Below are 26,945 nucleotides of genomic sequence, written 5' to 3' on the forward strand. Positions count from 1 at the left end.
CGATCCCGAAACGATGGCAATTTTCGAAGGGACGGAGCGCATCCACCCAAAGCCGACACCGGCGTCCGGCCATCCGGCCAGACCGAGCCCTTACCGCCTTCATGGACACCGTCAGCCGGCCGGAGGGCGATCAGGCCGCGTTGGAGGCGTGGCCGTCGCTTAAGAAAGCGTAGATGCCGGAGGCGGAATCCGTTGCCCGCAGCTTGGCGACCATATCGGGATCACGCAGAACACGGGCGATGCGCGACAGCGCCTTCAGATGATCGGCGCCGGCACCCTCGGGCGCCAGAAGCAGGAAGACAAGATCGACCGGCTGGTCGTCCAATGCTTCGAAATCGACCGGAGAATCAAGCCGGGCGAAAATACCGACGATCGACGACAGGTGGGCGAGCTTGCCGTGCGGAATGGCGATGCCGTTGCCGACACCGGTGGACCCGAGCCGCTCGCGCTGGAGAATGACGTCGAAAATTTCTCGTTCGGGAAGTCCAGTGATTTTGGATGCTTTTGCCGCCAATTCCTGAAGCAATTGCTTCTTTGAATTGGCCTTCATGGCCGGAAGTATCGCATTCTGCTGCAGCAAACCTGCCAATGCCATTCTTTTTGTCCTCGTTCGCCGGTGGAAACGACGTTCGGCAAATAATGCCGGACCGCGGCTCCATCCATCTTTCTCGGTGGTTTCTGACGGATCGTCAACGGTACCGCCCGCGTCCACCACCAGGAAAAAGCGGTCGATTGAGCGCCGGCGAGCCGGCACTCAATCGGGTCCACTCAGCCCTTGATATTGGCTGCATCGATCCAGCCAATGTTTCCATCGTTGCGTCGGTAGACGATATTCAACTGCTCATTGCCGGGGCTACGGAACATCAGGACGGGTTCGTCTGTCATGTCGAGCGCCATCACGGCGTTTGCTACAGACATCGTCTTCAGCTGTTTTGAACTCTCCGCGACGATCGTCGGTGCATAGTTGTCCGGAAGCTCGTCGTCTTCGTCGGGCACTGAATCCATCACGGTGTAGGCTACTTCGGCAAATCCTGTATGGCCATTGCCATTGTGGTGATCCTTGAGCTTGCGCTTGTACCGGCGGATGCGCTTTGCAATCCGCTCGGAGGCCGCGTCGAACGCAGCTTGAGGGTCGTTCGCCTGGCCGTTGGCCTGCAAGGCGGCACCTGAATCGAGGTGAATCTTGCAATCGGCGCTGAAACGGGATCCAGATTTTTCCACGGTGACCTGGCTTGAATATCCTCCGTCAAAATATTTGGTTACGGCCTGTGCGATCTGCTCTTCAATCCGCAGACGGAACGCTTCGCCGATTTCCATATGTTTACCGGATACACGCACACTCATGGAGTTTCCTCTCTCTTCGTGATTTGCGCAGCCAGTCTATTCCAACCGCATCCGTCATCCAAGCATTTCACGCACGCAAACGAATTTTGCGTCAGAAGGGGCAGGATTTGGAGGGATATGCTTCAGGCAGGCTTGATCCTCATGCCATTGCGGCCGCCAAATACTCCAGGTTGTTCTAAAAGTCAAACGAAGAGTTAACAGACCGTGATTGCGGGATTTCACACCTGTTGATCGCGAGGATAACGGGGATAAGTACCGGCTGGTCTCAGGCCGAGACCTTTGCCATTGCCCGTTTTTCGCGGCGCCGCTGGACAGAGGAGGGGATGTTCATCGCCTCCCGGTATTTCGCCACCGTCCGGCGGGCGATGTCGACGCCGCCCTTCTTCAGGATATCGACGATATCGTCGTCCGAAAGCACGGCGTCCGGGCTTTCCAGCATGATCATGTTGCGAATGCGGTGGCGCACCGATTCCGCCGAGTGCCCGTCTCCGCCTTCCGCCGATCCGATCGACACCGTGAAGAAATATTTCAGCTCGAACAGGCCGCGCGGCGTCAGCATGTATTTGTTCGATGTGACGCGGCTGACGGTCGATTCATGCATCTTGATGGCATCGGCGACGGTCTTCAGGTTGAGTGGCCGCAGGTGGTCGACGCCGTTGACGAGGAAGGCGTCCTGCTGCCGAACGATCTCGGTCGCCACCTTCATGATCGTCTTGGCGCGCTGGTCGAGGCTGCGGGTCAGCCAGTTGGCCGTCTGCAGGCATTCGGCCAGGAAGGCATGGTCGGCGCTGTTCTTCGGCGCGTGGCGCGAAACGGTGGCGTAGTAGGCCTGGTTGACCAGCACCCGGGGCAGCGTATCCGGATTGAGCTCCACAGCCCAGCTGCCATCCGGCGCCGGACGCACGACGATATCGGGGACGATGGCCTCCGACGGGCTTGTTTCGAAACTCGTGCCGGGCTTCGGATCGAGCTTGCGGATTTCCGCCAGCATGTCGATGAGGTCTTCTTCATCGACGCCGCAAATGCGTTTCAGGCTGGCGAAGTCGCGCCGGGCAAGCAATTCCAGGTTCTGGAGGAGGGCCGCCATGGCAGGGTCGAGCCGGTCGCGCAGGCGCAGTTGAATTGCGAGGCACTCGCTCAGCGTTCGCGCGAAAACGCCGGGCGGATCGAGCTGCTGCAGGCTGTCGAGCACCCGCGCCACATCGGCCGTCGCGCAGCCCAATCGCTCGCCGATCTCGCGGATATCGGCATGCAGGTAGCCGGCCTCGTCCAGTTGGTCGATCAGGTGCTGGGCAATCAGCCGGTCGGCCGCGCCATTTACGCTGAAGGGAACCTGTTCGTTGAGGAAGTCGCGCAGCGTCACGCGGTTGGCGACGAAATCATCGAGGTCGTAGCCGTCGCTGCCTTCGCCTTCGCCGCCACCCGGCATCGATTTCCACTGGCTGAGCAATTCCGGCGCATCGACCCGCTGCGGTGCCGTGTCGTCGGGAAAGACATTCTCGAAATTGGCGTCGAGCTGTTCGCTCATCCGCTCGCCGGTCGCAGACGTCGTGCTGTCGTAGACGTCGCCGAGCGGGTCGAAGGATGCGGTGTCGCCGCTGTCGCGCTCGGTGCGTTCGTCCGGCGTGATGTGGAGTTCGTCCTTGCCGAAGCGATCGCCGCCGGCGGCGCCATCATCATTTGCCGCGAATTCGAGCAGCGGGTTCTTCTCGACTTCCAGTTCGATGAATTGGTTCAGTTCGAAATGCGTCATCTGCAGCAGCTGGATGGACTGCATCAGTTGCGGGGTCATCGCCAGGGTCTGGCTTTGACGCAGGAAGAGGCTGGCTGACAGGGCCATGCGGACGCGAAACTCCCCTCAATTCTCCGAGCCGGCGTTCACTTCTGGGAGTGAATTCGCCAATTCTTCAATTGGCCCAAAAATTGCTTATTAACGGGGTTTGGTCAAGCGTTCGCGGGAAATAAGATGAATTTCCAGGCGGTCGGGCATTTTTCTATGCAATAGACATGCACAATGCGCAAAGCTGCAAGGCGAGAACCCGCCTGCGATGCTCCGGAGTGATGTCATCGGAACGTGCAAAATGCCTGCTGTGCCCATACTGCGCTGCAGCATCAGCGGGTGAGCGAAATTTGCTCAAAATCCGGCTCTCGGTCAAGAGAAATGTCCCGGCAGATTTTCGCTGCCGCCGTCATCCTCACCATCGACCAAAAAGAACATGCTCAAAGGCTGAAATTGTCGCCGAGATAAAGGCGACGGACATCCGCATTGGTGACAATGTCATTGGCCCGTCCATGCGTCAGCACCTCTCCGGCATGGATGATGTAGGCGCGATCGATCAGGCCCAGCGTCTCGCGGACATTGTGATCGGTGATCAGAACGCCGATGCCGCGCGAGGTAAGGTGACGCACCAGCGCCTGGATATCGGCAACCGAAATCGGATCGACGCCCGCGAAGGGTTCGTCGAGCAGCATGAAGGTCGGATCGGTCGCCAGTGCCCGGGCAATTTCCAGGCGGCGGCGTTCTCCACCCGAAAGCGCCACGGCCGGAGATTTGCGCAAGTGGGAGATGTTGAACTCGCCGAGCAGTTCATTGAGCTTGCTCTCGCGCCGGTCGCGGTTCTTGTCGTGCACTTCGAGAACCGCGCGGATATTCTCCTCGACGGTCAGGCCGCGAAAGATCGAGGCTTCCTGCGGCAGGTAACCGACGCCGAGCCGGGCGCGGCGATACATCGGCATCGTCGTCACGTCGTTGCCGTTGATCTCGATCGATCCCTCATCGACCGGCACCAGGCCGGTAATCATGTAGAAACAGGTCGTCTTGCCGGCGCCGTTGGGACCAAGAAGGCCGACGGCCTCGCCGCGACGCACGACCAGCGACACGCCGTTGACGACCCTGCGGCCGCGATAGGCTTTCGTCAGGCCGCGCGCAATCAGCGTGCCCTCGTAGCGTGCCTTGTCGACGACGCGGGCCGGGGCGGCCGCGTCATGCTTGCCAGCCCGCTTGCGTTTGTTCAGGAAGGTGATGTTCACGTGGGCGTCTGCATCAGTTCGTTTTCTGGGACTTCGGGTCGAGCTGGATCTGAACGCGCCCGCCACAGGCTTCGAGCTGCGCTTCGCCGGTGTCCATCTGGACGTTCAACTGGCAGCCGGTAAAAACGTTCTTGCCCTCCGACAGCACCACCTGCTTGCCCTTCAGCACCAGCGTCTGGGCCGTCATGTTGAACTCGCCGCTATCGGCTGTCGCCTGCTGCGTGCCCGATTGCAGGAACACCTTCTTGTCCACCTCGATGCGGTCGATATCGGCGTTGCCGCTGGAAATCGCGCCGCCGCCTTTCTTGTAATAGACAACCATGCTTCCGGCCTGCAGCGTCGTCGTTCCCTGAACGACCTTCACATTGCCGGTGAATATCGCCTTGCTTTCGGGGTCCTTGATTTCCAGCTTGTCGCTCTCGATCTGGATCGGCTCCTCGTTGGAAAGCTGGAGACCCTTCATCTTGCTCGTCGTCTCCTGGGCGGCAAGGGGAGTAGTGGCAAAAAGGCTTAAGAGAATGAAAGTTCCGGCAAGCCGAAAGGAAAAGGCGGAAATGGCCGACATATGTGCACCTAGTTGGCGGTTTTGCGAATGGTTTTAGGATCGACGACGACCTTCACCATGCCCTCAAATGTAACAATGCGTCCCTTATCCGTCATTCTCAACGACTGTGCAACAATGGAACCGCCATTCATGCTGATGGCGATCGGCTTCTCGGTCTCCATCTCGCCGGCATTGATGTCAAGATAGGCCTTCTGGAAATCGGCAACGACGCCATTGTTCATGCTGATGCTGAAAGGTGCGTTCATATTCAAGGTGTTGCCACCGCGATCGTAAATGCCGCTGGTCGCCTCGACGGTGGCGATCAGCTTGTCGTTGACGGGCATCTCCGCGTGGATCGTCTCGAGCGTGATGATGTCGGGATTGGCGATGTCCTGCAGCGCGCGCACAGCTTTCATCGAGTAGCTGATGTCTTGCTTGTTGCGACCGGAAATTGCCGGGTTCTGCATGACGATCTTGCCGTTTTCGATCGTCGCGTTTTCGATCTGCAGGTTTTCCGGCAGGAAGGCGCGCACCACCGAAACGGCAACGAAAATCGCGCCGATCAAGACCGCCACGAGCGGCAGGATGATCTTCAGCCGCCTGACCAGCCGGGAATGGCGCGCCGCGACCGTATAGGCGTCGGCGAGGATCGGCCCCGAATGCGGCAAGCCGCCGGAAAAATGCACGTCATTCAGCATGAAGTAGCCCGTCGTTCGAAATCATCGCGGCGCAAATGCCCAAGGGACCTGCTGACCAGGCGATGTGAGTGACGGCGAATATGGAGATTTTTTTGTTCCGCTACAATGGAGGCTCGAATTTTGTTCAAACCGGGTTACAACGTGGCGGTCCGCAGCTATGGATCGCTGGGCAGAAAAGGGCTTGTTTATCCGGCCGCCCTTGAAAAGGAGGAAAGATCATGGATCAGCTTGCGATCGCCGACCGGCGCCAGCTTCGGCGAAAACTGGGCTTCTGGCGGCTCGTGTCCATCGCTCTGATACTCCTGGCGGGCATCGCCGCCTACATCTATGCGAGCGCCGGCGAGACGGGCGCGTTCAGCCGCCCGCATATCGCGCGGGTCAATATTTCCGGGATCATCCAGGATGACCGCGAACTGCTGGAGCGTCTCGATCGCATAGCCGAAAACAATGCCGTCAAGGCGCTGGTGGTCACCATTACCTCGCCCGGCGGCACGACCTATGGCGGCGAAGTGCTGTTCAAGGCTATCCGCAAGGTGGCGGAAAAGAAGCCGGTGGTCGCCGACATTCGCACGCTGGCCGCATCGGCAGGCTACATGATCGCGCTTGCCGGTGATCGCATCATTGCCGGCGAGACCTCGATTACCGGTTCGATCGGCGTTCTCTTCCAGTATCCGCAGATCAAGACGCTGATGGACAAGGTCGGCGTCTCGCTGGAGGAGATCAAATCCTCGCCGCTCAAGGCCGAGCCCTCGCCTTTCCACCCGCCGAGCGACGATGCCAAGGCGGTGATCCAGGCAATGATCGACGACAGCTTCGACTGGTTCGTCGATGTTGTCGCCGACCGCCGGAAAATGCCGCGCGACGAAGCCCGGCAGCTTGCCGACGGGCGCATCTTCACCGGACGTCAGGCGCTCAAGCTGAAGCTGGTTGACGAACTCGGTGGCGAGGTGGAAATTCGTGCCTTTCTGAGCGGCCGGAAAGTTGCCAAGGAACTTGACATCGTCGAGTGGAAGGCGCCCGGCTCGTCCTTCCCGTTCGGCCTGGGGGCGACTGCGTCCGGATGGCTCAAATCCTTGGGATATGAAGCTTTTCCGCTCCTAGAGAACCTCGAAAAGATAGGCCGGGAGAAGTTGTTTCTTGACGGTCTGGTTTCCGTTTGGCAGGTTGGCAGCGATTGAAAAAACACCCGATGACCTCTTGTTTGCCGTTTTGGGAGGCTTGAAAACGGCTGGGCATCCCGCGCAACCGGTGGACATGGCCATCCGATGGGCATAACACTCTAAGAACAAACGCAAATTCAAAAAATGAGGGGGCGACAGTGATCAAGTCAGAACTGGTGCAGATTGTTGCGGCTCGCAATCCGCACCTCTATCACCGGGATGTCGAAAATATCGTCAACGCAGTTCTCGATGAAATCACGGATGCTCTGGCTGGCGGAAACCGGGTCGAATTGCGCGGTTTTGGCGCATTTTCGGTCAAGAACCGGCCGTCGCGCTCCGGACGCAACCCGCGCACCGGCGACAGCGTGTTCGTCGAGGAAAAATGGGTTCCCTTCTTCAAGACCGGCAAGGAGCTGCGTGAGCGCCTCAATCCCGGTTCCGACGATGAAGATGATGAATGAGCCGCGGCGATCCGCTTGATGCGCCTGCCGAACTCCCTGGATCTTGCCGGTTTATGGACAAAATTATGCGGCAGGTCGGAGTGCCGCGGCATCAGGCTGCGGGAATGACGGAGACGGAATGATGATCAAGAAGCTGGTGAACATCGTAGTGCTGGTCCCGATCGCCATCGTGCTGATCGTGCTGTCGGTCGCCAACAGGCAGACGGTCACCCTGGCGCTCAATCCGTTCGATCCGACGGACAGCGTTCTTTCCGCCTCGGCGCCGTTCTTCGTCTTTCTGTTTCTCGCGGTGATCTTCGGCATGATCGTCGGATCACTCGCCACCTGGTTCAGCCAGGGCAAGTATCGCAAGCGGGCGCGCAACGAGGCGAGCCAGGCGGTGAAGTGGCATGCCGAAGCCGAAAAACATCGCACCCGCGCAGAAACCATAGCATCGCAGACAATGCTTCCGACTTCGTCGAAATAAGTCTCAGGCTTCCGCCAAGGCCTTGGCGGCGGCACTGAAGTCGGAAAAGAACTTTGCCGCCAGCCTGCTGGCACTTGAGCCGACCAGCCTCGATCCAAGCTGCGCAAGCCTGCCGCCGATTTCCGCGCTCGCGTCATAGGCCAATATGGTCTCGTCGCCATATTCGCTCAGCGTCACATCCGCGCGGCCTTTCGCCAGACCGGCGATGCCGCCCGCACTTTCACCTGAAATCCTATAGCTGTCCGGAGCCTGGACATTCGACAGGGTAATCTGACCGGTGAACATCACCGGGATGGGGCCAATCTTCACCTTCAGCGCTGCCGAAAACTCGGTCGGTGACGTTCGCGTGATCGAGTGACAGCCGGGGATGCACTGCTTGAGAATGTCGGGGTCGTTGAGCGCTGCCCAAACAGCGTCCCGGTGAGCGGCGATGCGCTCCTCCCCCTTCATTTCCATGCTGGTTCTCCATCGTTGCGGTTGCACTCTCGTATGTAAGACGTGAATCAGCTTTGCCAACAGGAGGAGCGGTGCTATTTGCAGCGCTTGAACCGTAGCAGATGGACGGACGACCCTAAGTGAAAGACAAAGATCGACGGCCCAAGGGAAAAGCCGGGCAGACGGTGGCGCGTGCAAGGCCGGCTGGTGGCGCAAAGCCGTTGGCCAGGAAATCAGCGCAAGCCAATCCGGTGCGGAGCGACAGCGTGCCTTTCGTTCGCAAGGGCGCAGACAAACCGCTTCCCCAAAAAGCCGCCACGAAGACGGTTGCCGTCGAGCCACCTCGCGCCGAAGTTCGCATCCGCAGCGGAGCCAAGCCGCAGGAGCGTGTCCCGGTCATTCTCGAGACGAAGGGCGCGCGGGACTATCACCTGATCGACAGCGGCGACGGCCTGAAGCTCGAGCAGTACGGCCCCTACCGCATCGTGCGGCCGGAAGCGCAGGCGCTGTGGCCGAAAACGCTGCCGGCGCATGTCTGGGACAATGTGGACTCGATCTTCACCGGCGATACCGACGAAGACGGCATGGGCCGGTGGCGGTTTCCCAAGGATGTGCTGGGCGAGACCTGGCCCATGCAGATCCTCGATGCCGAGTTCTACGGTCGCTTCACTGCATTCCGCCATGTCGGCGTCTTTCCCGAGCAGCTCGCGCACTGGAGCTGGATGAAGGGTGAGATCGAGAACTCCGGTCGGCCGCTGAAGGTGCTCAATCTCTTCGGCTATACCGGCGTTGCCTCGCTGATCGCGGCGAAAGCCGGCGCCGAAGTGACACACGTCGATGCCTCCAGGAAGGCGATCGGCTGGGCGCGGGAAAACCAGGCGCTGGGTCGTGGCGAGCATCTGCCGATCCGCTGGATCTGCGAGGATGCAATGAAGTTCATCCAGCGCGAGGAGCGCCGGGGCAGCCGCTACGATATCATCCTGACGGACCCACCCAAATTCGGCCGCGGCCCGAATGGCGAGGTCTGGCAGCTTTTCGACCATCTCGCCCTGATGCTCGACATCTGCCGCGAGATCCTGTCGCCGGAGGCGAGGGGCCTCGTGCTGACGGCCTATTCGATCCGCGCGAGCTTCTACTCCATCCACGAGCTGATGCGCGAGACGATGCGCGGCAGGGGTGGCGCGGTGGAATCGGGCGAACTTATCCTCAGGGAAGGCGGCCTTGACGGCAACGAGACGGGCCGGGCGCTTTCCACCTCCCTTTTCAGCCGATGGGTGCCGAAATGAACTATGACCACAGGGATCACGGCCCCCGCCGGGTCGGCCAGGTAAAGGAAGTCACCAGCCTTGCCAATCCGATCATCAAGGACATCAAGGCGCTCGCCAACAAGAAGGAGCGCGACGAGACCCATTCCTTCATCGCCGAGGGGCTGAAGCTTGTCATCGACGCGCTCGATCTCGGCTGGACCATCAAGACGCTGGTCTACGCCAAGGCGGCCAAGGGCAAGGCGCAGGTTGAGCAGGTGGCGCTGAAGACGGTATCGAGCGGCGGCCTGGTGCTGGAAGTCAGCGAAAAGGTGCTGTCGGCCATCACCCGCCGCGACAACCCGCAGATGGTCGTCGGCGTCTTCGAGCAGCGCTATGCGAACCTGAAGGACATCAGACCCGAGCTCGGCGAGACCTATGTGGCCCTCGACCGCGTCCGCGATCCCGGCAATCTCGGTACCATCATCCGCACGGCCGACGCGGCAGGCGCTTCCGGCGTCATCCTGATCGGCGAAACCACGGATCCGTTCTCGCTGGAAACAGTGCGGGCCACCATGGGCTCGGTCTTTGCCATGCCGGTCGTCCGCACCAGCGTCGCCGATTTCGTCAAATGGCAGAAGGCCGCCGGCGTTCAGGTCGTCGCCACGCATCTCTCGGGGGCCGTCGACTACCGCACCATCGATTACCGCAAGAAGCCGGTCGTCCTGCTGATGGGCAACGAGCAGGCCGGCCTGCCGGACGAGTTGGCAAAGGAGGCGACCGCGCTGGCGCGTATTCCGCAGCAGGGCCGCGCCGATTCTCTCAACCTGGCGATCGCCACCGGCATCATGCTGTTTGAAGCGCGCCGCCATTTGTTGACTTTGGATGCCAAGGCATAATGGAAAAGACGGCTATTTTTTCGCGACCGCTGCCGATCCTCATTCTTGTCGTCATCGCCGTCCTGATCGATCAGGCGATCAAGGCTGCGGTCGAGATGTGGTTGCCGTTTCAGCAGGCTGTGCCGGTCATGCCGATGCTGGCGCTGTACCGGACCTACAATTACGGAGTGGCGTTTTCCATGCTGTCCGGCATGGAAGGCTGGTTCATCGTCACCATGCGCCTCCTCGTCGTCGCTTTCGTCCTCTGGCTGTGGCGGCGCACGTCAAAAGACCGGTTCTTCGCACATCTTGGCTATGCGATGATCATTGCGGGCGCCTTGGGAAATCTCGTTGATCGATTGATCTTCGGCTATGTAATCGACTACGTGCTGTTCCACACCGCAACCTGGTCGTTTGCCGTGTTCAATCTCGCTGACAGTTTCATCACCATTGGCGCCGGTGCGATCATCCTCGACGAGATATTGAAAAAGCAGGACGCCTAAAATTTTAGAGACCGGCTGAAGCCATTAAAAACGCTTGTCGTGCTAGGCAGGCGTCATGAGCGACCTGCCAAACCTGAAAAAGCGGATTGCAGCCGAGTTCAGCGCGCCCCGCCGCACGCTGGGGCAGGACAGCGCGTCGCAAGCCGGGGCGCACGACGATCTCCATTTTCTGCAGCCGCGCGACGGTCTTGATGTCCCTCGGGAAAAGTACCCGGCGTTGAAGCCGGCGCTGGCAGGCGGTGCTGTGCTCTGCTCTGCCGCCGTTTTCGGCGCCGGCATCGACGCAGGCTTTTATCTGCTGCCTGCAGGCCTTGCCATCGCCGGTGTCGCCGGGGCCGCTCTGCTGCTGAAGGACTGGTATCGCTCCGTCGCTCGACCGGCCGCGGTCCGTGGCCGCGTCCAGGAAGAGAAGGCGAGCGACAAACGCTGGGAGCGCAGCGAGACTTCGCAACTGCTCTCTACCATCCACGACGCACTCGGCGATATCGCCATCATCCGCGAACCGGGCGGCAGTATCGTCCAGGCCAATACCGTCTTCCGCCGCCTGACCGGGTGGCTGAAGCCGGAAGGCATGACCTGCGAGGCGCTCGGCATCGACTTCGAGCCGGCGAGCGGCCCCAATCACTACAGCGTGCGGATCGTCACCGATGCCGGGGTGAAGCTGTTCGATTGGCATGACGTCATCGCCCGCGAACCGGGCAGCGGCGTCTTCATGCTGCACAGCATCGGCCGCGATGTGACCGAGGAAAGCCGGGTCGCGCGCGAACGCGAGGAAGCGCGCCGCAAGGCCGAAATCGCCAGCCAGGCGAAGTCGCGGCTGCTGGCAACGGTCAGCCATGAAATCCGCACGCCGCTGTCCGGCATTCTCGGCATGAGCGACCTGATCGGCCAGACGCGGCTCACCAGCGAGCAGAAAAACTATCTTTCCGGCATGTGCCAGTCCGGTCATGCGCTGGTGCAACTGGTCGATGATCTGCTCGATTTCTCATCGATCGAGGTCGGTCGCTTCCAGCTTCGCCCGGCGCCTGCGCCGTTGCGCGAGACGATCGAGAGCGTCGTCGAGATGCTGTCCCACCGCGCGCATGACAAAGGCATCGAAATCGGCGCCACCGTCACAGCCGAAGTGCCGAGCCTGATGGATTTCGACGCCGCCCGCCTGCGCCAGGTTCTGTTCAACGTTATCGGCAATGCTGTCAAGTTCACGCATACTGGCGGCGTTCTCGTCACGGCCTCCATCGAGCGCGCGACCGCCGTCATTCGCATCGACGACAGCGGCCCGGGCATGACGCCGCAGGAGCAGGCCCGGGTCTTCGACGAGTTCGAGCAGGCGGGAGGCAGCGCCCAGCGCTCCCTCGGCTCCGGTCTTGGTCTGGCGATCTCGCGGCGCATCATGGAGGAATTCGGCGGCTCGCTGACGGTTTCCAGCATTCCGGGCAAGGGCAGCACCTTCGAAATTCGCTTTCCGGCCGTGGGCTGCGATCTCGCTGCCGCCGCGCTCGCCAGGAGGGGTGTTCTTGATGGCTCGCGCGTGCTGGTGATGGCGCCTGCGGGGCCGGCCTCCAGGGCGTTGTCATCGACGATCCGGACGCTTGGCGGCTTCTGCGAATGCGCCGAAACGGTGTTGGAAGCGCAGGCCGTCGCCCTTCGTGCGCTTGCGGCGGCAACATCGCTGACGGACATCATCGTCGATCATCGGCATTCCGCGCAGTTCCAGACCCTCCTGGCCCAGATGCCGATCCTTGACCAGCAGAAGTTGCGCAAGACCTACCTCGTCAATCCCGAAGAGCGCAACGGCCGGCCGATCAACCAGATGGACGGCTATCACGCCTGGCTCATTCGGCCGTTGCGCGAAAAGTCACTGGTCGAGGTCCTGCGGGGCCGCATGAAGGGAATGGAGGTGCGCGACGCGATCAACGACAACCGGCCGGTGCTGCGGGACGCCCCGGCCTTGCGCGAAAAGCCGGTCGAGGGCGGCTTGCTGCTGGCGGAAGACGATCCGGTCAATGCCTTCATGGTCCGCGCGGTGCTCGAGCGGGCCGGACATCCGGTCCGCGTGGTCGAGGATTTCGAGGCGCTTGCTGTCGCCCTGTTCGATGCGCCGGCGGGTGTCCGCATCGACCCGGAACTGATCGTCACCGACCTCAACATGCCTGGCGGCGACGGATTTTCGATGCTGAAACGGCTACGAGAGGAGGAGCGCCAGTCGAAAAGAAAGGCTGTTCCGGTGATCGTGCTCACCTCCGATGCCGCGGGCGAAACCCGTGAGAAACTGCTGGCCGCCGGCGCGAGCGCCGTCCTTTCCAAGCCTGCCGATCCGAAAGCGCTGACCACCGAAATCAACCGCTTGTTGCTTTCCCACTGACAGTCAACCTTTGCCTTGCGGTCCCAATGTCACTATCCTGTCGCAGAAACGTGGTTTAAGCCGGACAGGATTATTGTGACCAGGATGACGCGCAATGACAGTCGAACCTTTGGATCTGGTGATCGTGGCTGACCAGCCGCAGACCCGTGTCCGGGGCGTCAATGCCCCGGCGTCGGATGTGCTCGGCCGTATTGGCAATCTGGAAACCCGTCTTGCCCGCAATGCGTCGGAGATCGATGCCGCCCAGGCGGTGCGCTACAAGGTCTTCGTCGAAGAAATGAAGGCGCAGATCCCGCAGGATGCCGAGCGCCGCAAGCGTGATGCGGATGCCTGGGATGCTGTCTGCGATCACCTGCTGGTGCTGGACACGTCGATCGAGGGCGATCCGGAGGACCAGATCGTCGGCACCTACCGGCTGCTTCGCCAGGACGTTGCGGCCCGGACCGGCGGCTTCTATTCGGCTTCCGAGTTTTCCGTCGGCTCGCTGCTGGAACGCCATCCGGAGAAGAAGTTCATGGAGCTTGGCCGCTCCTGCGTGCTGCCGCAATATCGCACCAAGCGCACTGTCGAGCTTCTCTGGCAGGGCAACTGGGCCTATGCGCTCAAATACGGCGTCGATGCGATGTTCGGTTGTGGCTCCTTCCCCGGCGTCATCCCGGAGGAACACGCACTGGCACTCTCCTTTCTCCACCACAACATGGTGGTGCGGGAGGAATGGGAGGTCTGCGCCCTTCCGGAACTGTTCCGCACGATGGATCTGATGCCGGCCGAAGCCATCAACATGCGCAAGGCGCTCGCCGCCCTGCCGCCGCTGATCAAGGGCTACATGCGCCTCGGCGCCATGGTCGGCAAGGGCGCCGTCGTCGATCATGCCTTCCGCACAACGGATGTGCTGATCGTCTTGCCGATCACGCATATTTCCGGTCGCTATCTCAATTACTACGGTAATGATGCCGGAAGATTCTCGACCTGATGAAAAAACCATTAAAGGTTGCAAAACGCCTTGACGCTACGCAGCATTGTAGAATACAGTTTGCTTGTGAGTGAACATGAGCCCTTCGCTTACTGCATAGAAAGTATTCAGCAGGCTTGGCCTGAATATTTTGATCAAGATCGGCATATCACATGAAAAAGCCCGCATCGGTTCCCCGAGCGGGCTTTTTTCGTGCTCTGCTTGTCTTGATCAGCTGCTGGCATTGTGCGCGGCAATAGCCGCCATGTTGACGATGTCGGAATCCTTGGCCGCCATCGAAACGATCTGGACCGATTTGTCGAGCCCGACGAGCAGCGGGCCGATGACGGTCGATCCCCCCAGTTCCTGCAGCATCTTCGTCGAGATCGAGGCCGAGTGGAAGGCCGGCATGACGAGCACGTTGGCGGTGCCGGAAAGCCGGCAGAAGGGATACTGTTCCATCACCCGGGCGTTGAGTGCCACATCCGCACCCATTTCGCCGTCATATTCGAAATCGACGCGGCGCCTGTCGAGGATGTTGACGGCCTCGCGCACCCGTTCCGAGCGCTCGCCGGACGGGTGCCCGAACGTCGAATAGGCAAGCATCGCCACGCGCGGGAAATAGCCGAGCCGGCGGGCGAGACCTGCCGCTTCCTCGGCAATGTCGGCGAGTTCCTCGGCCGACGGCATGTCGTGCACGGCCGTGTCTGCGACAAGCACGGTGCGGCCGCGGCACAGCGCCAGCGACACGCCGATCACCCGGTGTCCCGGTTTCGGATCGATACAGCGGCGCACGTCCTCGAGCGCGGTGGAATAGTTGCGGGTAATGCCCGTCACCATGCCGTCGGCGTCGCCCAAGGCCACCATGCAGGCGGCGAAGTGGTTGCGGTCGTTATTGATCAGGCGCTGGGCGTCGCGGTAGAGATAGCCCTTGCGCTGCAGCCGGGCGTAAAGATGGTCCGTATAGGCGCCGGTGCGTTTGGAAATGCGCGCATTGACGATCTGGATGCCGGGCCGGTCGAGGTCGATACCCTCCCGATCGGCCATCTCACGCATCTGCTGCTCGCGGCCGAGAAGCAGGGCAGTGCCGAGTTCCTGGTTCACATAGGCAAGTGCCGAGCGCATCATCTGAACCTCTTCGCCTTCGGCAAAGACGATCCGCTTCGGCTGGCGGCGAACGCGCTCGTAGATTCGCTGCAGCGTCGAGGCGATCGGATCGCGGCGGGCCGAAAGCTGACGGCCATAGGCGGCCAGATCCGGAATTGTCTTTCGGGCAACCCCACTCTCCATCGCCGCCTTTGCCACCGCGACCGGGATGGACGAGATCAGGCGCGGATCGAAGGGCACGGGAATGATGTATTGCGGGCCGAAACGCGGCCGGTTGCCCTGATAGGCGGCCGCCACGTCATCCGGGACGTCTTCCTTGGCAAGGTTCGCCAAGGCCTCGGCCGCCGCGATCTTCATGGCTTCGTTGATTGTCGAGGCATGGACGTCGAGCGCGCCGCGGAACATGTAGGGAAAGCACAGCACATTGTTGACTTGGTTCGGATAGTCGGATCGGCCGGTGGCCATGATCGCGTCGTCGCGAATGGCGGATACCTCCTCCGGCGTGATTTCCGGATCGGGATTGGCCATCGCGAAGATGATCGGCTTTTCAGCCATGGAACGGATCATCGCCTCCGAGAAGGCACCCTTTTGCGACAGGCCGAGCACCACATCTGCGCCGTTCATTGCGTCTTCGAGGGTACGCCGGTCGGTCTTGACTGCATGGGCCGACTTCCATTGGTTCATGCCTTCGGTGCGGCCCTGATAGATGACGCCCTTCGTGTCGCACATGATGATGTTTTCGGGTGCAAAACCCATCGACTTGATGAGCTCGACGCAGGCAATGGCCGCCGCGCCTGCGCCATTGCACACCAGCCGTGTGGTCTTCAGGTCACGGCCTGTCAGCTGCAGCGCGTTGATGAGGCCTGCAGTTGCGATGATCGCCGTGCCGTGCTGGTCGTCATGGAAGACGGGAATATCCATGATCTCGCGCAGCTTCTGCTCGATGATGAAGCATTCCGGCGCCTTGATGTCCTCCAGGTTGATACCCCCGAAGGAGGGGCCGAGGAACCGCACGCAATTGATGAATTCGTCGGCATCTTCCGTATCGACCTCGAGGTCGATCGAATCAACGTCGGCGAAGCGCTTGAATAGGACCGACTTTCCTTCCATCACCGGCTTGGAGGCCAGTGCGCCGAGATTTCCAAGGCCGAGGATGGCGGTGCCGTTGGAAATGACGGCCACCATGTTGCCGCGCGTCGTGTAGTCATAGGCGGTTGCCGGATCTGCCGCGATCGCCTTCACCGGCACCGCTACGCCGGGCGAATAGGCAAGCGACAGGTCGCGCTGCGTCGCCATCGCCTTGGTCGGTGAAATCTCCAACTTTCCAGGCCGGCCCTGCGAGTGAAAATCGAGCGCTTCCTGGTCCGTCACGCTGGTGGCGCTGCGACCACTCTTGTCCTTTGCCGACATGGATCCTCCAACCTTTTGTGGGCGACGGCACCGCTGCGCCGCTTTGTTGTTGTCTTCTATAAACGCGCATGGATAGTGTGGCACCACTTTTTTGGGACAAGCATGACTTTTATAGCCGAGCCGATCACCCGCAACGCCGAGGTTCTCACCGCCGTTCAACTGGCGACGGAGGAAAGCCGCGCCACGGCCACGCCGATGATGGAGCAGTACATCGAGATCAAGGCGAACAATCCGGATTCGCTCCTGTTCTACCGGATGGGCGATTTCTACGAATTGTTCTTCCAGGACGCCGTCGAAGCCGCGCGCGCGCTCGGCATCACGCTCACCAAGCGCGGCCAGCATCTCGGCCAGGAAATCCCGATGTGCGGCGTGCCGGTGCATGCGGCGGATGACTACCTGCAGAAGCTGATCGCGCTAGGCTACCGCGTCGCCGTCTGCGAACAGGTCGAGGATCCGGCTGAAGCCAGGAAGCGCGGCTCCAAGTCGGTCGTCAAGCGGGACGTCGTGCGCCTCGTCACGCCCGGCACCATCACCGAAGACAAGCTGCTCTCGCCGTCGGAATCCAACTACCTGATGGCGCTCGCTCGCATTCGCGGCAGCTCGGAGCCGGCGATCGCGCTCGCCTGGATCGATATTTCCACCGGTGTCTTCCGCCTCGCCGAAACGACCGAAACGCGGCTGTTGGCCGATATCCTGCGCATCGAGCCGCGTGAGCTCATACTCGCCGATACCGTCTTCCATGATCCGCAGATGCGCCCCGTCATCGACATTCTCGGCCGCATCGCCGTTCCGCAACCTTCGGTGTTGTTCGACAGCGCCACGGCGGAGAATCGCGTCGCCCGCTATTATGGCGTCAAGACGCTGGACGGTTTCGGCAGCTTTTCCCGTGCCGAACTCGCCGCCGCCTCGGCCGCGATTTCCTACGTGGAGAAGACCCAGTTCTCCGAGCGCCCGCCGCTCGGCACGCCGGAGCGCGAAAGCGCGGCCTCGACGCTGTTCATCGACCCGGCTACCCGCGCCAATCTGGAACTCGTCAAGACACAGTCCGGCGACCGTAACGGCACGCTCCTGAAGGCGCTCGACCGGACGGTGACCGGCGGCGGCGCCCGGCTGCTGGCCGAACGGCTAATGTCGCCACTGACGGATCCGGAGCGGATCAACGCCAGGCTCGATTCGATCACCGCGCTCTCCGCCCAGCCCGCCTTCTGCAGCGATCTGCGTTCCGCGCTGAAACACGTGCCGGACATGCCGCGCGCCCTGTCTCGCCTCTCGCTCGGCCGCGGCGGCCCGCGTGATCTCGGAGCCATCCTTTCAGGCTGCCAGGCGGCGGCCGAAATCGCGGGGCTGCTCGGCAGAGGGGATCTTTCCGAGGAACTCGCCGTCGCGCTGAAAGCGCTGAACGCGCTGCCGGGCGAACTCGTGCAGACGCTGGCAACGCTTCTCGGCGACGAGCTGCCGCTCCTGAAGCGCGATGGCGGCTTCCTGCGCGATGGCGCCAGCCCCGAGCTTGACGAGATGCGGGCATTGCGCGACCAGTCCCGCCGCGTCATCGCCGGCCTGCAGCTCAACTATGCCGAGGAAACCGGCATCAAGTCGCTGAAGATCAAGTACAACAATGTGCTTGGCTATTTCATCGAGGTGACGCAGGGCAATGCCGGCCCGATGACCGACGGTCCCGAAGCGCGGGCGCGCTTCATCCACCGCCAGACCATGGCCAACGCCATGCGCTTCACCACGACGGAACTGTCCGATCTGGAAACCAAGATCGCCAATGCCGCTGACCGGGCGCTGTCGATCGAGCTCGAAGCCTTCGAAAGGATGACCGCCGCCGTGGTTGCGGAGGCAGAGGCAATCAAGGCGGCCGCGCTGGCGCTTGCCGTCGTCGATGTCTCGGCCGGTCTCGCGACGCTTGCCGAAGAGCAGGCCTATTGCCGTCCGCATGTCGACCAGTCGAAGATGTTTTCCATCGACGGCGGCCGCCATCCGGTGGTCGAGCAGGCGCTGCGCCGCCAGTCGGGCATGGCGTTCGTCGCCAACACATGCGATCTGTCGCCGCATGACGGCGAAGGCGACGGGGCGATCTGGCTGCTCACCGGTCCCAATATGGGCGGTAAATCGACTTTCCTCCGCCAGAACGCGCTGATCGCCATCATGGCGCAAATGGGCTCGTTCGTGCCGGCCGCCTCCGCCCATATCGGCGTTGTCGATCGCCTGTTTTCCCGCGTCGGTGCGTCCGACGACCTGGCGCGCGGCCGCTCGACCTTCATGGTCGAGATGGTCGAGACGGCCGCCATCCTCAACCAGGCGACCGACCGCTCGCTGGTCATCCTCGACGAGATCGGCCGCGGCACCGCCACCTTCGACGGCCTGTCGATCGCCTGGGCCGCCGTCGAGCATCTGCACGAAGCCAACCGCTGCCGCGGCCTGTTCGCCACCCATTTCCACGAGTTGACGGTGCTTTCGGAAAAACTTAGGCGGCTTTCCAACGCCACCATGCGGGTCAAGGAATGGCACGGCGAGGTCATCTTCCTGCATGAAGTCGGTCCCGGCGCCGCCGACCGCTCCTACGGCATCCAGGTCGCCCGGCTTGCGGGCCTGCCCGCGTCCGTCGTCGCCCGCGCCAAGGACGTGCTGGCAAAGCTCGAGGATGCGGACCGCAAGAACCCGGCAAGCCAGCTGATCGACGACCTGCCGCTGTTCCAGGTCGCCATTCGCCGCGAGGAGCACGCCAAGCCCGGTCCGTCCAAGGTGGAGGAAGCCTTGAAGAGCCTCAATCCGGACGACATGACCCCGCGCCAGGCGATGGACGCGCTTTACGCGCTGAAGAAGCAGCTGGCCGGGGCTTAGAGGGCGGAAAACTTTCGGCTTATGGGACTGCCTTCAGCACCCGGTTGAAAGCAGCAATGACCATGTCGATCAGTTGTGCGTGAAGCTCGCTTCGTGACCGCCCTCCGCCGTCCATGCAGATTGGGTCACCGATCCTTTCGGATTCGGCGATCTGCGAGGCGCCCGGGTTGCACTCGGCGAACATGCTGTAATGGCTCGCGTCCCTGATTGTCGTATAACTCGCCGTCGGAATGCTTTTCGCCACCTCGGAAGCCTGTAGCGTCGGTGGAATTTGATTTGGTCGGCCAAGGTTTATGAGCTCGATCGGGATTGAAATCCCGGAAAAGCTTTTGAATTCGAAGACGTCAATTGGAGCGGGATCGATCGCCATGGCAAAACGAATGCGCTTGTCTTCATTGTCCCGGCCGGCGGATTGCAAATTCATTGCGTGAAGATCAGCGCCGCTTTGCCTGACCCACTCGCAAAGAGAAGCGTTGAGCGCGTCCGTATCGCAATAGCCCGCAAGAAGGTTTGGATTTATGCGGGCACCTGCTATCGCCAAAGCTGTGCCGCCGCCCATGGAAAGACCGAGAGCGCCCACATTGCCTTGCTCAAGATGCTCTTGGAAAAAGGAATCTCTCTCCATCGCATCCAGGGTTTCGGTGAGATCACCCGGCCGCAACCAGATCTTCATCGTTTCAGCCGCGGATCTATTCCTGCCGGAATTTCCCGGATGCATAGGGGCGGCCACGACGAACCCTTGCTGAGCCAATGGTGTCGCAATCCAGCTCAGCGCTTGCGGGCTGCCGGCCAGGCCGGCACCATGGGAAAGCAGGACAAGTGGAAATTTCCCCTCCAAGATCGGCGCGTCACGCCAGGCAGGCGTACCCACGAAGAATATGCTCTCGCCAAGCATGACCTGCTCGCCGCCCAATTGCGCGGGATACCAAACTGTGACGTCGAGGTTGCTGCCGCGCTCTGTGGATCGGGCTACGATCTGGCGTACGCCAACATTGTCTTTAGCGTCAGCCGGATGGTGCATCATCACGGCAGAAATTGCGACAGTGCAAAGAAAGCAAAGATGTTTGGATATAGAGAACATTGAAGGCTCCAGATAGATTCGGACGCTGTCGAGCAGAACCACTGAGCCACCTGCCTTTCGACCTCGAACGTGATAAAGGCCTCCGAGAACATGATCGAGGCCGTTTTTATCGGGTATCTGCTTGCTGTCCGTTCCTTTGCCTTTCCTTGCCGGTCTCGTCTTCGCGGTGGTCGCGCATCAAAGCCTGAAAGGCGTTGACGCTGCAGGTCCGCGGCACATATTCCTCGCCTTCATCCTCCTCTATGCGCTTCAGGGCATGATCGTCGGGCTGCGCTTCGGTTACGGCATCGATGCTCTCGCGCCGATCCAGCCGGTCACCGCCGCGATCATGCCGCCGCTCGCTTTTCTCGCCTTCCGGTCATTGGCCGGGGCGCGGCTGAAAAGGCAGATTCTGCATGCTGCGGCGCCCCTCACTGTCGCCCTTTCTGTTGCCTTCCTGCGTGGTTTTGTCGATCTGCTCTTGCTGGCGATCTTCTTCGGCTATGGCGTAGCGCTCTACCGGCTAACGCTCGTAGGCGATGCGGCCGCTGCCGAGGCCTCGTTGCAGCGCGTGCGTCCGGTGCTGCGCGTCGCGCGGTTGACGGCCGGTCTGATGCTGTTTTTTGCGCTTTCCGACGGGGCGCTCGCGGTATACACGGCCTTCTACGGCCATGCCGCCGTGCCTGCCGCCGTCGGGCTGATGAACATCGTCGCCATTGTCGCGGTCCTCGCGTACTTTCTGATACCCGAAACCCGGGCCGGGCCTCTGGGCGAACCGCGCAACCCGCCGAGCGGCGCCGACCAGGCCCTGTTGGCGAGCATCGAGGCGGCGCTGGAGGAAAATGCGCTTTACAAGGATGAGAACCTCAGTCTAGCGCGGCTCGCCCGCAGGGCGGGCCTGCCGCCGCGGGAGGTTTCGGCCGTGATCAACCGCGCCACCGGTTTCAACCTCTCGCAGTTCGTCAACAACCGTCGCGTCGCCGAGGTCTGCCGCCTGCTTGAGGAAACAAGGAAGCCGTTGACCGAGATCATGTTCGAGGCCGGCTTCTCCACCAAGTCCAATTTCAATCGGGAATTCCGTCGCGTGACCGGGGTCAGCCCATCGCATTATCGGGCAGGGGCGCGAAAGCAACAGGTGGCTGACCCAAAAGCGAAGACTTGACCGGCATCCGTTATTCGCCGATATCGCGCTGGCGAGCATCGCCAATTCGTGCTGCTGTCGCCAAGAAACATCTTGGCAATTCTTGCGCGCTATACCAGATAGGTCGCGGTGTCGCATGGCGCCGGGACATCGGATGTGGTATCAGCGCCGCCTAAAGAGAGGTCCGAAATGTGCTCCCAAAGCAGCGGCTCGCAGAACCTGCCGGACAGGAAGACGGTCGGCATTTGATGACCATACATGACACTTCATTTCCCGATATCCTGAATGTCGCAGCGCTGAGAGCCAAGTGCAGCTTCATTGCTTCGGCGCATGCGGAGCATCGCGACATGATGCGTCGGGCGTTGCTTGCCGCCTTCAAACAGGCCAATCTGGACGGCCGCCAGGCCGCCCGCGAGCTGCTGAAGCAGGATGGCAGCGGCCTCAGATGCGCCGAGCGGATTTCCTGGCTGCAGGACCAACTGATCACCGTGCTGCACGACTTCGTCCTGAACGAGGTCTTTGACGCCGCCAATGCGCAGCCCTGGACCCGCATCGCCGTCACCGCCGTCGGGGGTTATGGCCGCGGCACGCTGGCGCCGGGCTCGGATATCGATCTTCTCTTCCTGCTGCCGGCGAAAAAGGCTGTCTGGGCCGAGCCGGCAATCGAATTCATGCTCTATATCCTCTGGGATCTCGGCTTCAAGGTCGGTCACGCGACGCGCACGATCGACGAGTGCATCCGGCTGGCGCGGGGCGACATGACGATCCGCACCGCGATCCTCGAAACGCGCTATATTTGCGGCTCACGCGATCTTGCAGACGAGCTCGAAACCCGCTTCGACGGCGAGATCGTCAAGAACACGGGTCCCGATTTCATCGCCGCCAAGCTCGCCGAGCGCGACGAGCGCCACCGCAAGGCCGGTGACACGCGCTATCTGGTCGAGCCGAACGTCAAGGAAGGCAAGGGCGGCCTGCGCGACCTCCACACGCTGTTCTGGATCGCCAAATACTTCTACCGCGTGAAAAACTCTGCCGACCTGATCAAGCTCGGCGTCCTCTCGCGCCAGGAATACGAGCTGTTCCAGAAGGCCGATGATTTCCTCTGGGCCGTGCGCTGCCACATGCATTTCATGACCGGCAAGGCGGAGGAGCGGCTGTCCTTCGACATCCAGCGCGAGATCGCTGAAGCCCTCGGCTACCATGACCACCCGGGCCTCACCGCGGTCGAACGTTTCATGAAGCATTATTTCCTGGTGGCGAAGAATGTCGGCGACCTCACGCGCATCTTCTGTGCCGCGCTCGAGGATCAGCAGGCCAAGCAGCTGCCGGGATTTACCGCGGCACTCAGCCGTTTCACCCACCGCGTCCGCAAGATCGCCGGCACGCTGGAATTCGTCGATGATGGCGGGCGCATCGCGCTTGCGAGCCCCGACATCTTCAAGCGCGATCCGATCAACCTGATCCGCATGTTCCATGTCGCCGATATCAATGGCCTTGAGTTCCACCCGGCTGCCCTGAAGCAGGTGACCCGGTCGCTCGGCCTGATCACCCAGGCCGTGCGCGACAATGAGGAGGCCAACCGGCTCTTCATCTCGATGCTGACCTCGCGCCGCGACCCGGAACTGATCCTGCGGCGGATGAACGAGGCCGGCGTGCTCGGCCGCTTCATCCCGGAATTCGGCAAGATCGTGTCGTTGATGCAGTTCAACATGTATCACCACTATACGGTGGACGAACATCTGCTGCGCGCCGTGGACGTGCTTTCCCGGATCGACCAGGGTCGCGACGAGGAACTGCACCCGCTGGCCGCCAAGCTGATGCCGGGCATCGAGGATCGCACCGCATTGTTCGTTGCCGTGCTCCTGCATGACGTCGCCAAGGGTCGGCCTGAGGATCATTCGATCGCGGGTGCCAAGGTTGCCCGCAAGCTCTGCCCGCGCTTCGGCCTGACGCCGAAACAGACCGAGACCGTCGCCTGGCTGATCGAGGAGCATCTGACCATGTCGATGGTCGCCCAGACGCGCGACCTCAACGACCGCAAGACGATCATCGATTTCAGCGAACGGGTGCAGTCGCTCGACCGCCTGAAGATGCTGCTCGTGCTGACGATCGCCGATATCCGCGCCGTCGGTCCGGGCGTGTGGAATGGCTGGAAGGGCCAGCTTCTGCGCACGCTCTACTACGAGACCGAACTGCTTCTCTCCGGCGGCTTCTCCGACCTGCCGCGCAAGGAGCGTGCGGCACATGCGGCCGAGACGCTCTACAATGCGCTGTCAGATTGGAGCCAGAAGGATCGCAAGACCTATACCAAGCTGCACTATCAACCCTATCTGCTTTCCGTGCCGCTGGAGGACCAGCTCCGCCACGCCCGCTTCATCCGCGAAGCCGACAAGGCGGGCCGGGCGCTGGCAACGATGGTCAGGACGCACCAGTTCCACGCCATCACCGAAATCACCGTGCTCTCGCCCGACCATCCGCGCCTGCTGGCTGTGATCGCCGGCGCCTGTGCCGCGGCCGGCGCCAACATCGTCGACGCGCAGATCTTCACGACCTCGGACGGCCGGGCACTGGACACCATCCTCGTCAACCGCGAGTTCCCGAACGACGACGACGAGACGCGCCGTGCCGCCAGCATCGGCAAGATGATCGAGGACGTGCTGTCGGGCAAGAAGCGGCTGCCGGAGGTGATCGCCAGCCGGACCAAGCACCGCAAGCGCAACAAGGCGTTCACGGTGCCGCCGGCCGTCACCATCAGCAACGGCCTCTCCAACAAGTTCACAGTCATCGAGGTGGAATGCCTCGACCGCACCGGCCTCTTGTCGGAGATCACGGCCGTGCTGTCCGATCTTTCCCTCGATATCGCCTCCGCCCACATCACCACCTTCGGCGAGAAGGTCATCGATACCTTCTACGTCACCGACCTTGTCGGCCAGAAGATCACCAATGAGACCCGGCACGGCAATATCGTCGCGCGTCTCAAGGCGGTCATGTCGGATGAGACCGATGAGATGCGCGACCGCATGCCGCCGGGCATCATCGCGCCGCAGAACGCCCAGCGTCCGGCGACGGCGCCCAGAAAAATCAGGGCGGACTCATGAGCCTCGTCGGGAAATTCATGACGGTCGGCGCTGCCACGCTCGGCAGTCGCATCTTCGGCTTCGCCCGCGAAACGCTGATGGCGGCCGCCCTCGGCACGGGGCCGATGGCCGACGTTTTCTACGCCGCCTTCCGCTTCCCCAACCTCTTTCGCCGCCTGTTCGCCGAAGGTGCCTTCAATGCCGCCTTCGTGCCGCTGTTTTCCAAGGAGATCGAGGCGAACGGCACGGACGGGGCCAAGCGCTTTTCGGAAGAAGTCTTCGGCGTGCTTTTTTCGGTGCTGCTGGTCCTCACCATCGTGATGGAGCTTTCCATGCCGCTCCTGGTGCGCTTCATCATCGCGCCGGGCTTTGCCGACGACCCGCAGAAATTCGGCATCACGGTCAGCATGGCGGCGGTGATGTTCCCTTACCTGATGTGCATGTCGCTGACCGCGATGATGAGCGGCATGCTGAATTCGCTGCATCATTTCTTCGCCGCCGCCGTCGCGCCGATCTTCCTCAATGTCGTGATGATCGGCGCGCTGTTCTATGCGCTCTATACCGGGGCCGATCCGCTGGCGACCGCCTGGTATTTGTCCTGGGGCGTGCTGGCGGCCGGCATCCTGCAGCTTGCCGTCGTCTATCTCGGCGTTCTTCATGCCGGCATGAACATCGGCCTGCGCTTTCCCCGCTTCACGCCCAACGTCAAGCGCCTGCTGATCCTTGCCGTACCTGCGGCGATCACCGGCGGCATCACCCAGATCAACCAGTTGATCGGCCAGGCAATCGCGTCCGCCCAGGACGGCGCCATTGCCGCCCTGCAATATGCCGATCGCATCTATCAGCTGCCGCTCGGCGTCGTCGGCATTGCCGTCGGCGTCGTGCTTCTTCCGGAGTTGTCGCGCGCGCTCAAGGGCGGCAATCTGCGCGAAGCCGGAAACCTGCAGAACCGCTCGATCGAATTCGTGCTGTTCCTGACGATCCCTGCGGCTTTCGCGCTCTGGATTCTCTCCGACGAGATCATCCGCGTGCTCTACGAGCGCGGCGCCTTCCACGCGCAGAACACCGAGATCGTCGGGTCGATCCTCGCCATTTACGGCATCGGCCTCCCGGCCTTCGTGCTGATAAAGGCGCTGCAGCCGGGCTTTTACGCCCGCGAGGACACCAAGACGCCGATGCGGTTTTCCGTCGTCGCGGTTGCCGTCAACTGCGCCACAGCCCTGACCCTGTTCCCGCGTCTCGGGGCGCCAGGCATCGCAATCGCCGAAGCGACGGCTGGTTGGCTCAGCACCATCCTGCTCTTCGTGACGCTGCTGCGCCGCGGCCATCTCGCGTGGGAATGGGCGCTGATGCGGCGGACAGCGCTACTTGTCGTGTCTGCGGCCGTCATGGGCGGCGCGCTTTATTATCTGCGCGGCGTCTTTGCGGTATCGCTTGCCTCCGGTTCGCCGCTCCTGACGAAGATCGGCGCGCTAACCCTCTTGATTGCCGTCTCGATGGCCGTCTATTTCGCCGTCGCCTTTCTTGTCGGCGGTGCCGATCTCGGCATGATCCGGCGGAATTTGAAGCGCAAGGCCGCAGCCAAACCGGCCCCGCCCGCCGATATCTGACGCGACGCCTGTGAAAGAGATCATCGCGCGTCGCGCCTGTCAGGTGCGCCTGCCTGACCGGCGCTTGGCGGCCAGGAGTCCGCCGCCCCTGCGGCCGCAATGGGCCCATTGGCGCCGGGGACCCGTATCGACGTGAATGATGCCGTTGCAATAGCGGCCGATGCCGCCGATGCCGGGTGCCGTTCTTGCGGCGGCGATGATCTTGCTTTCCGGCACGCCGGGCACGCGGATATCCGCTGCCTGGCACAGTCGGTGAAGTGAGCCGCGGCGATGCGCGCGCGGGCGGTGACCTGATGTCACCAGCGGCCGTTGCCCGGTGCTGGCACCAATATGCGCCAATATGCTTCGCAGTCTCGGCGAGAAGCAGCTGGTCATGACCGAAGCGGTCTGGACGCCATAGGCTACGGTTACGCTGCGGGTCGGAAGGCTGACCTTGCGCCGCTTGCCATCGCTGGCTTCGCTGCTGGTGAAGAAGGACAAGGCGAGCAGGCAGGAAAGAGCAATCGAGAAAACGTCACGCATAGCAATCCCCCTTGGCAAATGCCTCACGGCACGTTGGTTTCGGATGCGGCATGCAAAACGGCATCGGGCCGCCGTGCGTTTTGCGGCACGGCAG

The 26,945-nt window shown here is 61.8% G+C and carries 22 protein-coding genes; 12 read left to right on the forward strand and 10 right to left on the reverse strand.

Annotated elements, in window-relative coordinates:
* Window positions 1-130 precede the first annotated feature (130 nt).
* The 6 genes from ptsN to lptC all read right to left on the reverse strand — a co-directional run bounded on the left by ptsN (window position 131) and on the right by lptC (window position 5,616).
* Window positions 131-595, reverse strand: a complete 465-nt coding sequence (gene ptsN, locus JNB71_RS08800) for a PTS IIA-like nitrogen regulatory protein PtsN (protein WP_018323890.1) — start codon at window positions 593-595, stop codon at window positions 131-133.
* Window positions 596-768: 173 nt separating this feature from the next.
* Window positions 769-1,344 carry a ribosome hibernation-promoting factor, HPF/YfiA family gene (gene hpf / locus JNB71_RS08805; protein ID WP_220371455.1) on the reverse strand — a complete coding sequence of 192 codons (576 nt, stop codon included), beginning with the start codon at window positions 1,342-1,344 and terminating at the stop codon, window positions 769-771.
* A 265-nt stretch (window positions 1,345-1,609) separates the two neighbouring features.
* Window positions 1,610-3,184 (reverse strand): RNA polymerase factor sigma-54, encoded by a 1,575-nt coding sequence (gene rpoN, locus JNB71_RS08810; RefSeq protein WP_220371456.1) that lies wholly within the window; start codon window positions 3,182-3,184, stop codon window positions 1,610-1,612.
* A gap of 380 nt (window positions 3,185-3,564) precedes the next feature.
* A complete protein-coding gene (lptB, locus tag JNB71_RS08815; protein WP_431028473.1) occupies window positions 3,565-4,374 on the reverse strand; it encodes an LPS export ABC transporter ATP-binding protein in 810 nt (269 codons plus the stop codon).
* Window positions 4,375-4,387: 13 nt separating this feature from the next.
* Window positions 4,388-4,939, reverse strand: coding sequence for an LptA/OstA family protein (locus tag JNB71_RS08820; RefSeq protein ID WP_220371457.1), 552 nt, complete (start codon window positions 4,937-4,939; stop codon window positions 4,388-4,390).
* 8 nt (window positions 4,940-4,947) lie between these two features.
* Window positions 4,948-5,616: an LPS export ABC transporter periplasmic protein LptC gene (gene lptC / locus JNB71_RS08825; protein ID WP_220371458.1), complete on the reverse strand. Its 669-nt coding sequence runs from the start codon at window positions 5,614-5,616 to the stop codon at window positions 4,948-4,950.
* A gap of 218 nt (window positions 5,617-5,834) precedes the next feature.
* Between lptC and sppA the strand changes: the two genes are divergently transcribed.
* From sppA to JNB71_RS08840, 3 genes are all read left to right on the forward strand, one after another.
* Window positions 5,835-6,794, forward strand: a complete 960-nt coding sequence (gene sppA, locus JNB71_RS08830) for a signal peptide peptidase SppA (RefSeq protein WP_220371459.1) — start codon at window positions 5,835-5,837, stop codon at window positions 6,792-6,794.
* A 140-nt stretch (window positions 6,795-6,934) separates the two neighbouring features.
* Entirely contained in the window at window positions 6,935-7,237 is a 303-nt protein-coding gene (locus JNB71_RS08835) for an integration host factor subunit beta (RefSeq protein WP_018323897.1), read from the forward strand.
* A 121-nt stretch (window positions 7,238-7,358) separates the two neighbouring features.
* Window positions 7,359-7,703, forward strand: a complete 345-nt coding sequence (locus JNB71_RS08840; RefSeq protein ID WP_220372222.1) for a DUF1049 domain-containing protein — start codon at window positions 7,359-7,361, stop codon at window positions 7,701-7,703.
* Window positions 7,704-7,706: 3 nt separating this feature from the next.
* Here JNB71_RS08840 and JNB71_RS08845 read toward each other — a convergent pair whose 3' ends face one another.
* Entirely contained in the window at window positions 7,707-8,159 is a 453-nt protein-coding gene (locus tag JNB71_RS08845) for a CoxG family protein (RefSeq protein ID WP_220371460.1), read from the reverse strand.
* A 119-nt stretch (window positions 8,160-8,278) separates the two neighbouring features.
* Between JNB71_RS08845 and JNB71_RS08850 the strand changes: the two genes are divergently transcribed.
* From JNB71_RS08850 to JNB71_RS08870, 5 genes are all read left to right on the forward strand, one after another.
* Complete coding sequence (locus JNB71_RS08850) at window positions 8,279-9,424, forward strand: class I SAM-dependent methyltransferase (protein WP_220371461.1); 1,146 nt, start codon at window positions 8,279-8,281, stop codon at window positions 9,422-9,424.
* Window positions 9,421-10,281 (forward strand): TrmH family RNA methyltransferase, encoded by an 861-nt coding sequence (locus tag JNB71_RS08855; protein ID WP_220371462.1) that lies wholly within the window; start codon window positions 9,421-9,423, stop codon window positions 10,279-10,281. Before JNB71_RS08850 ends, JNB71_RS08855 begins: the two co-directional genes overlap by 4 nt.
* Window positions 10,281-10,763, forward strand: a complete 483-nt coding sequence (gene lspA, locus JNB71_RS08860) for a signal peptidase II (RefSeq protein WP_222857229.1) — start codon at window positions 10,281-10,283, stop codon at window positions 10,761-10,763. Before JNB71_RS08855 ends, lspA begins: the two co-directional genes overlap by 1 nt.
* Before the next feature lie 55 nt (window positions 10,764-10,818).
* A complete protein-coding gene (locus JNB71_RS08865) occupies window positions 10,819-13,125 on the forward strand; it encodes a PAS domain-containing hybrid sensor histidine kinase/response regulator (protein WP_220371463.1) in 2,307 nt (768 codons plus the stop codon).
* Window positions 13,126-13,219: 94 nt separating this feature from the next.
* Window positions 13,220-14,098 (forward strand): GNAT family N-acetyltransferase, encoded by an 879-nt coding sequence (locus JNB71_RS08870; protein ID WP_220371464.1) that lies wholly within the window; start codon window positions 13,220-13,222, stop codon window positions 14,096-14,098.
* A 210-nt stretch (window positions 14,099-14,308) separates the two neighbouring features.
* Here the strand turns inward: JNB71_RS08870 and JNB71_RS08875 are convergent, their stop codons facing one another.
* Entirely contained in the window at window positions 14,309-16,594 is a 2,286-nt protein-coding gene (locus tag JNB71_RS08875) for an NADP-dependent malic enzyme (protein ID WP_220371465.1), read from the reverse strand.
* A gap of 102 nt (window positions 16,595-16,696) precedes the next feature.
* On the opposite strand from JNB71_RS08875, the gene mutS reads away from it, so the two are divergent.
* Window positions 16,697-19,441, forward strand: coding sequence for a DNA mismatch repair protein MutS (mutS, locus tag JNB71_RS08880; protein ID WP_220371466.1), 2,745 nt, complete (start codon window positions 16,697-16,699; stop codon window positions 19,439-19,441).
* 19 nt (window positions 19,442-19,460) lie between these two features.
* Here mutS and JNB71_RS08885 read toward each other — a convergent pair whose 3' ends face one another.
* A complete protein-coding gene (locus tag JNB71_RS08885) occupies window positions 19,461-20,522 on the reverse strand; it encodes an alpha/beta hydrolase family protein (protein WP_220372224.1) in 1,062 nt (353 codons plus the stop codon).
* Between the two features lie 121 nt (window positions 20,523-20,643).
* Here JNB71_RS08885 and JNB71_RS08890 point away from each other — a divergent pair, with 121 nt between their 5' ends.
* From JNB71_RS08890 to murJ, 3 genes are all read left to right on the forward strand, one after another.
* Complete coding sequence (locus JNB71_RS08890) at window positions 20,644-21,663, forward strand: helix-turn-helix domain-containing protein (protein WP_220371467.1); 1,020 nt, start codon at window positions 20,644-20,646, stop codon at window positions 21,661-21,663.
* Window positions 21,664-21,890: 227 nt separating this feature from the next.
* Window positions 21,891-24,740 (forward strand): [protein-PII] uridylyltransferase, encoded by a 2,850-nt coding sequence (locus JNB71_RS08895; protein ID WP_220371468.1) that lies wholly within the window; start codon window positions 21,891-21,893, stop codon window positions 24,738-24,740.
* Window positions 24,737-26,329, forward strand: a complete 1,593-nt coding sequence (murJ, locus tag JNB71_RS08900) for a murein biosynthesis integral membrane protein MurJ (protein ID WP_220371469.1) — start codon at window positions 24,737-24,739, stop codon at window positions 26,327-26,329. The genes JNB71_RS08895 and murJ overlap by 4 nt, the downstream gene beginning before the upstream one ends.
* Window positions 26,330-26,368: 39 nt before the next feature.
* Here murJ and JNB71_RS08905 read toward each other — a convergent pair whose 3' ends face one another.
* The gene (locus JNB71_RS08905; protein ID WP_220371470.1) at window positions 26,369-26,851 is read right to left on the reverse strand and encodes a YcbK family protein; all 483 of its coding nucleotides are present in this window, start codon (window positions 26,849-26,851) and stop codon (window positions 26,369-26,371) included.
* Window positions 26,852-26,945 lie beyond the last annotated feature (94 nt).

The sequence above is a fragment of the Rhizobium herbae genome, assembly GCF_019511375.1.
Classification (GTDB): domain Bacteria; phylum Pseudomonadota; class Alphaproteobacteria; order Rhizobiales; family Rhizobiaceae; genus Pararhizobium; species Pararhizobium herbae_A.

Coding starts and splice junctions, on each gene's coding strand:
- mutS (WP_220371466.1), top strand. CDS start 16,697: ATGACTTTTATAGCCGAGCCGATCACCCGCAACGCCGAGGTTCTCACC.
- JNB71_RS08870 (WP_220371464.1), top strand. CDS start 13,220: ATGACAGTCGAACCTTTGGATCTGGTGATCGTGGCTGACCAGCCGCAG.
- JNB71_RS08855 (WP_220371462.1), top strand. CDS start 9,421: ATGAACTATGACCACAGGGATCACGGCCCCCGCCGGGTCGGCCAGGTA.
- JNB71_RS08840 (WP_220372222.1), top strand. CDS start 7,359: ATGATCAAGAAGCTGGTGAACATCGTAGTGCTGGTCCCGATCGCCATC.
- ptsN (WP_018323890.1), bottom strand. CDS start 595: ATGGCATTGGCAGGTTTGCTGCAGCAGAATGCGATACTTCCGGCCATG.
- JNB71_RS08895 (WP_220371468.1), top strand. CDS start 21,891: ATGACCATACATGACACTTCATTTCCCGATATCCTGAATGTCGCAGCG.
- JNB71_RS08865 (WP_220371463.1), top strand. CDS start 10,819: ATGAGCGACCTGCCAAACCTGAAAAAGCGGATTGCAGCCGAGTTCAGC.
- JNB71_RS08875 (WP_220371465.1), bottom strand. CDS start 16,594: ATGTCGGCAAAGGACAAGAGTGGTCGCAGCGCCACCAGCGTGACGGAC.
- JNB71_RS08820 (WP_220371457.1), bottom strand. CDS start 4,939: ATGTCGGCCATTTCCGCCTTTTCCTTTCGGCTTGCCGGAACTTTCATT.
- sppA (WP_220371459.1), top strand. CDS start 5,835: ATGGATCAGCTTGCGATCGCCGACCGGCGCCAGCTTCGGCGAAAACTG.
- JNB71_RS08905 (WP_220371470.1), bottom strand. CDS start 26,851: ATGCGTGACGTTTTCTCGATTGCTCTTTCCTGCCTGCTCGCCTTGTCC.
- JNB71_RS08845 (WP_220371460.1), bottom strand. CDS start 8,159: ATGGAAATGAAGGGGGAGGAGCGCATCGCCGCTCACCGGGACGCTGTT.
- rpoN (WP_220371456.1), bottom strand. CDS start 3,184: ATGGCCCTGTCAGCCAGCCTCTTCCTGCGTCAAAGCCAGACCCTGGCG.
- JNB71_RS08885 (WP_220372224.1), bottom strand. CDS start 20,522: ATGTTCTCTATATCCAAACATCTTTGCTTTCTTTGCACTGTCGCAATT.
- lspA (WP_222857229.1), top strand. CDS start 10,281: ATGGAAAAGACGGCTATTTTTTCGCGACCGCTGCCGATCCTCATTCTT.
- lptC (WP_220371458.1), bottom strand. CDS start 5,616: ATGCTGAATGACGTGCATTTTTCCGGCGGCTTGCCGCATTCGGGGCCG.
- murJ (WP_220371469.1), top strand. CDS start 24,737: ATGAGCCTCGTCGGGAAATTCATGACGGTCGGCGCTGCCACGCTCGGC.
- hpf (WP_220371455.1), bottom strand. CDS start 1,344: ATGAGTGTGCGTGTATCCGGTAAACATATGGAAATCGGCGAAGCGTTC.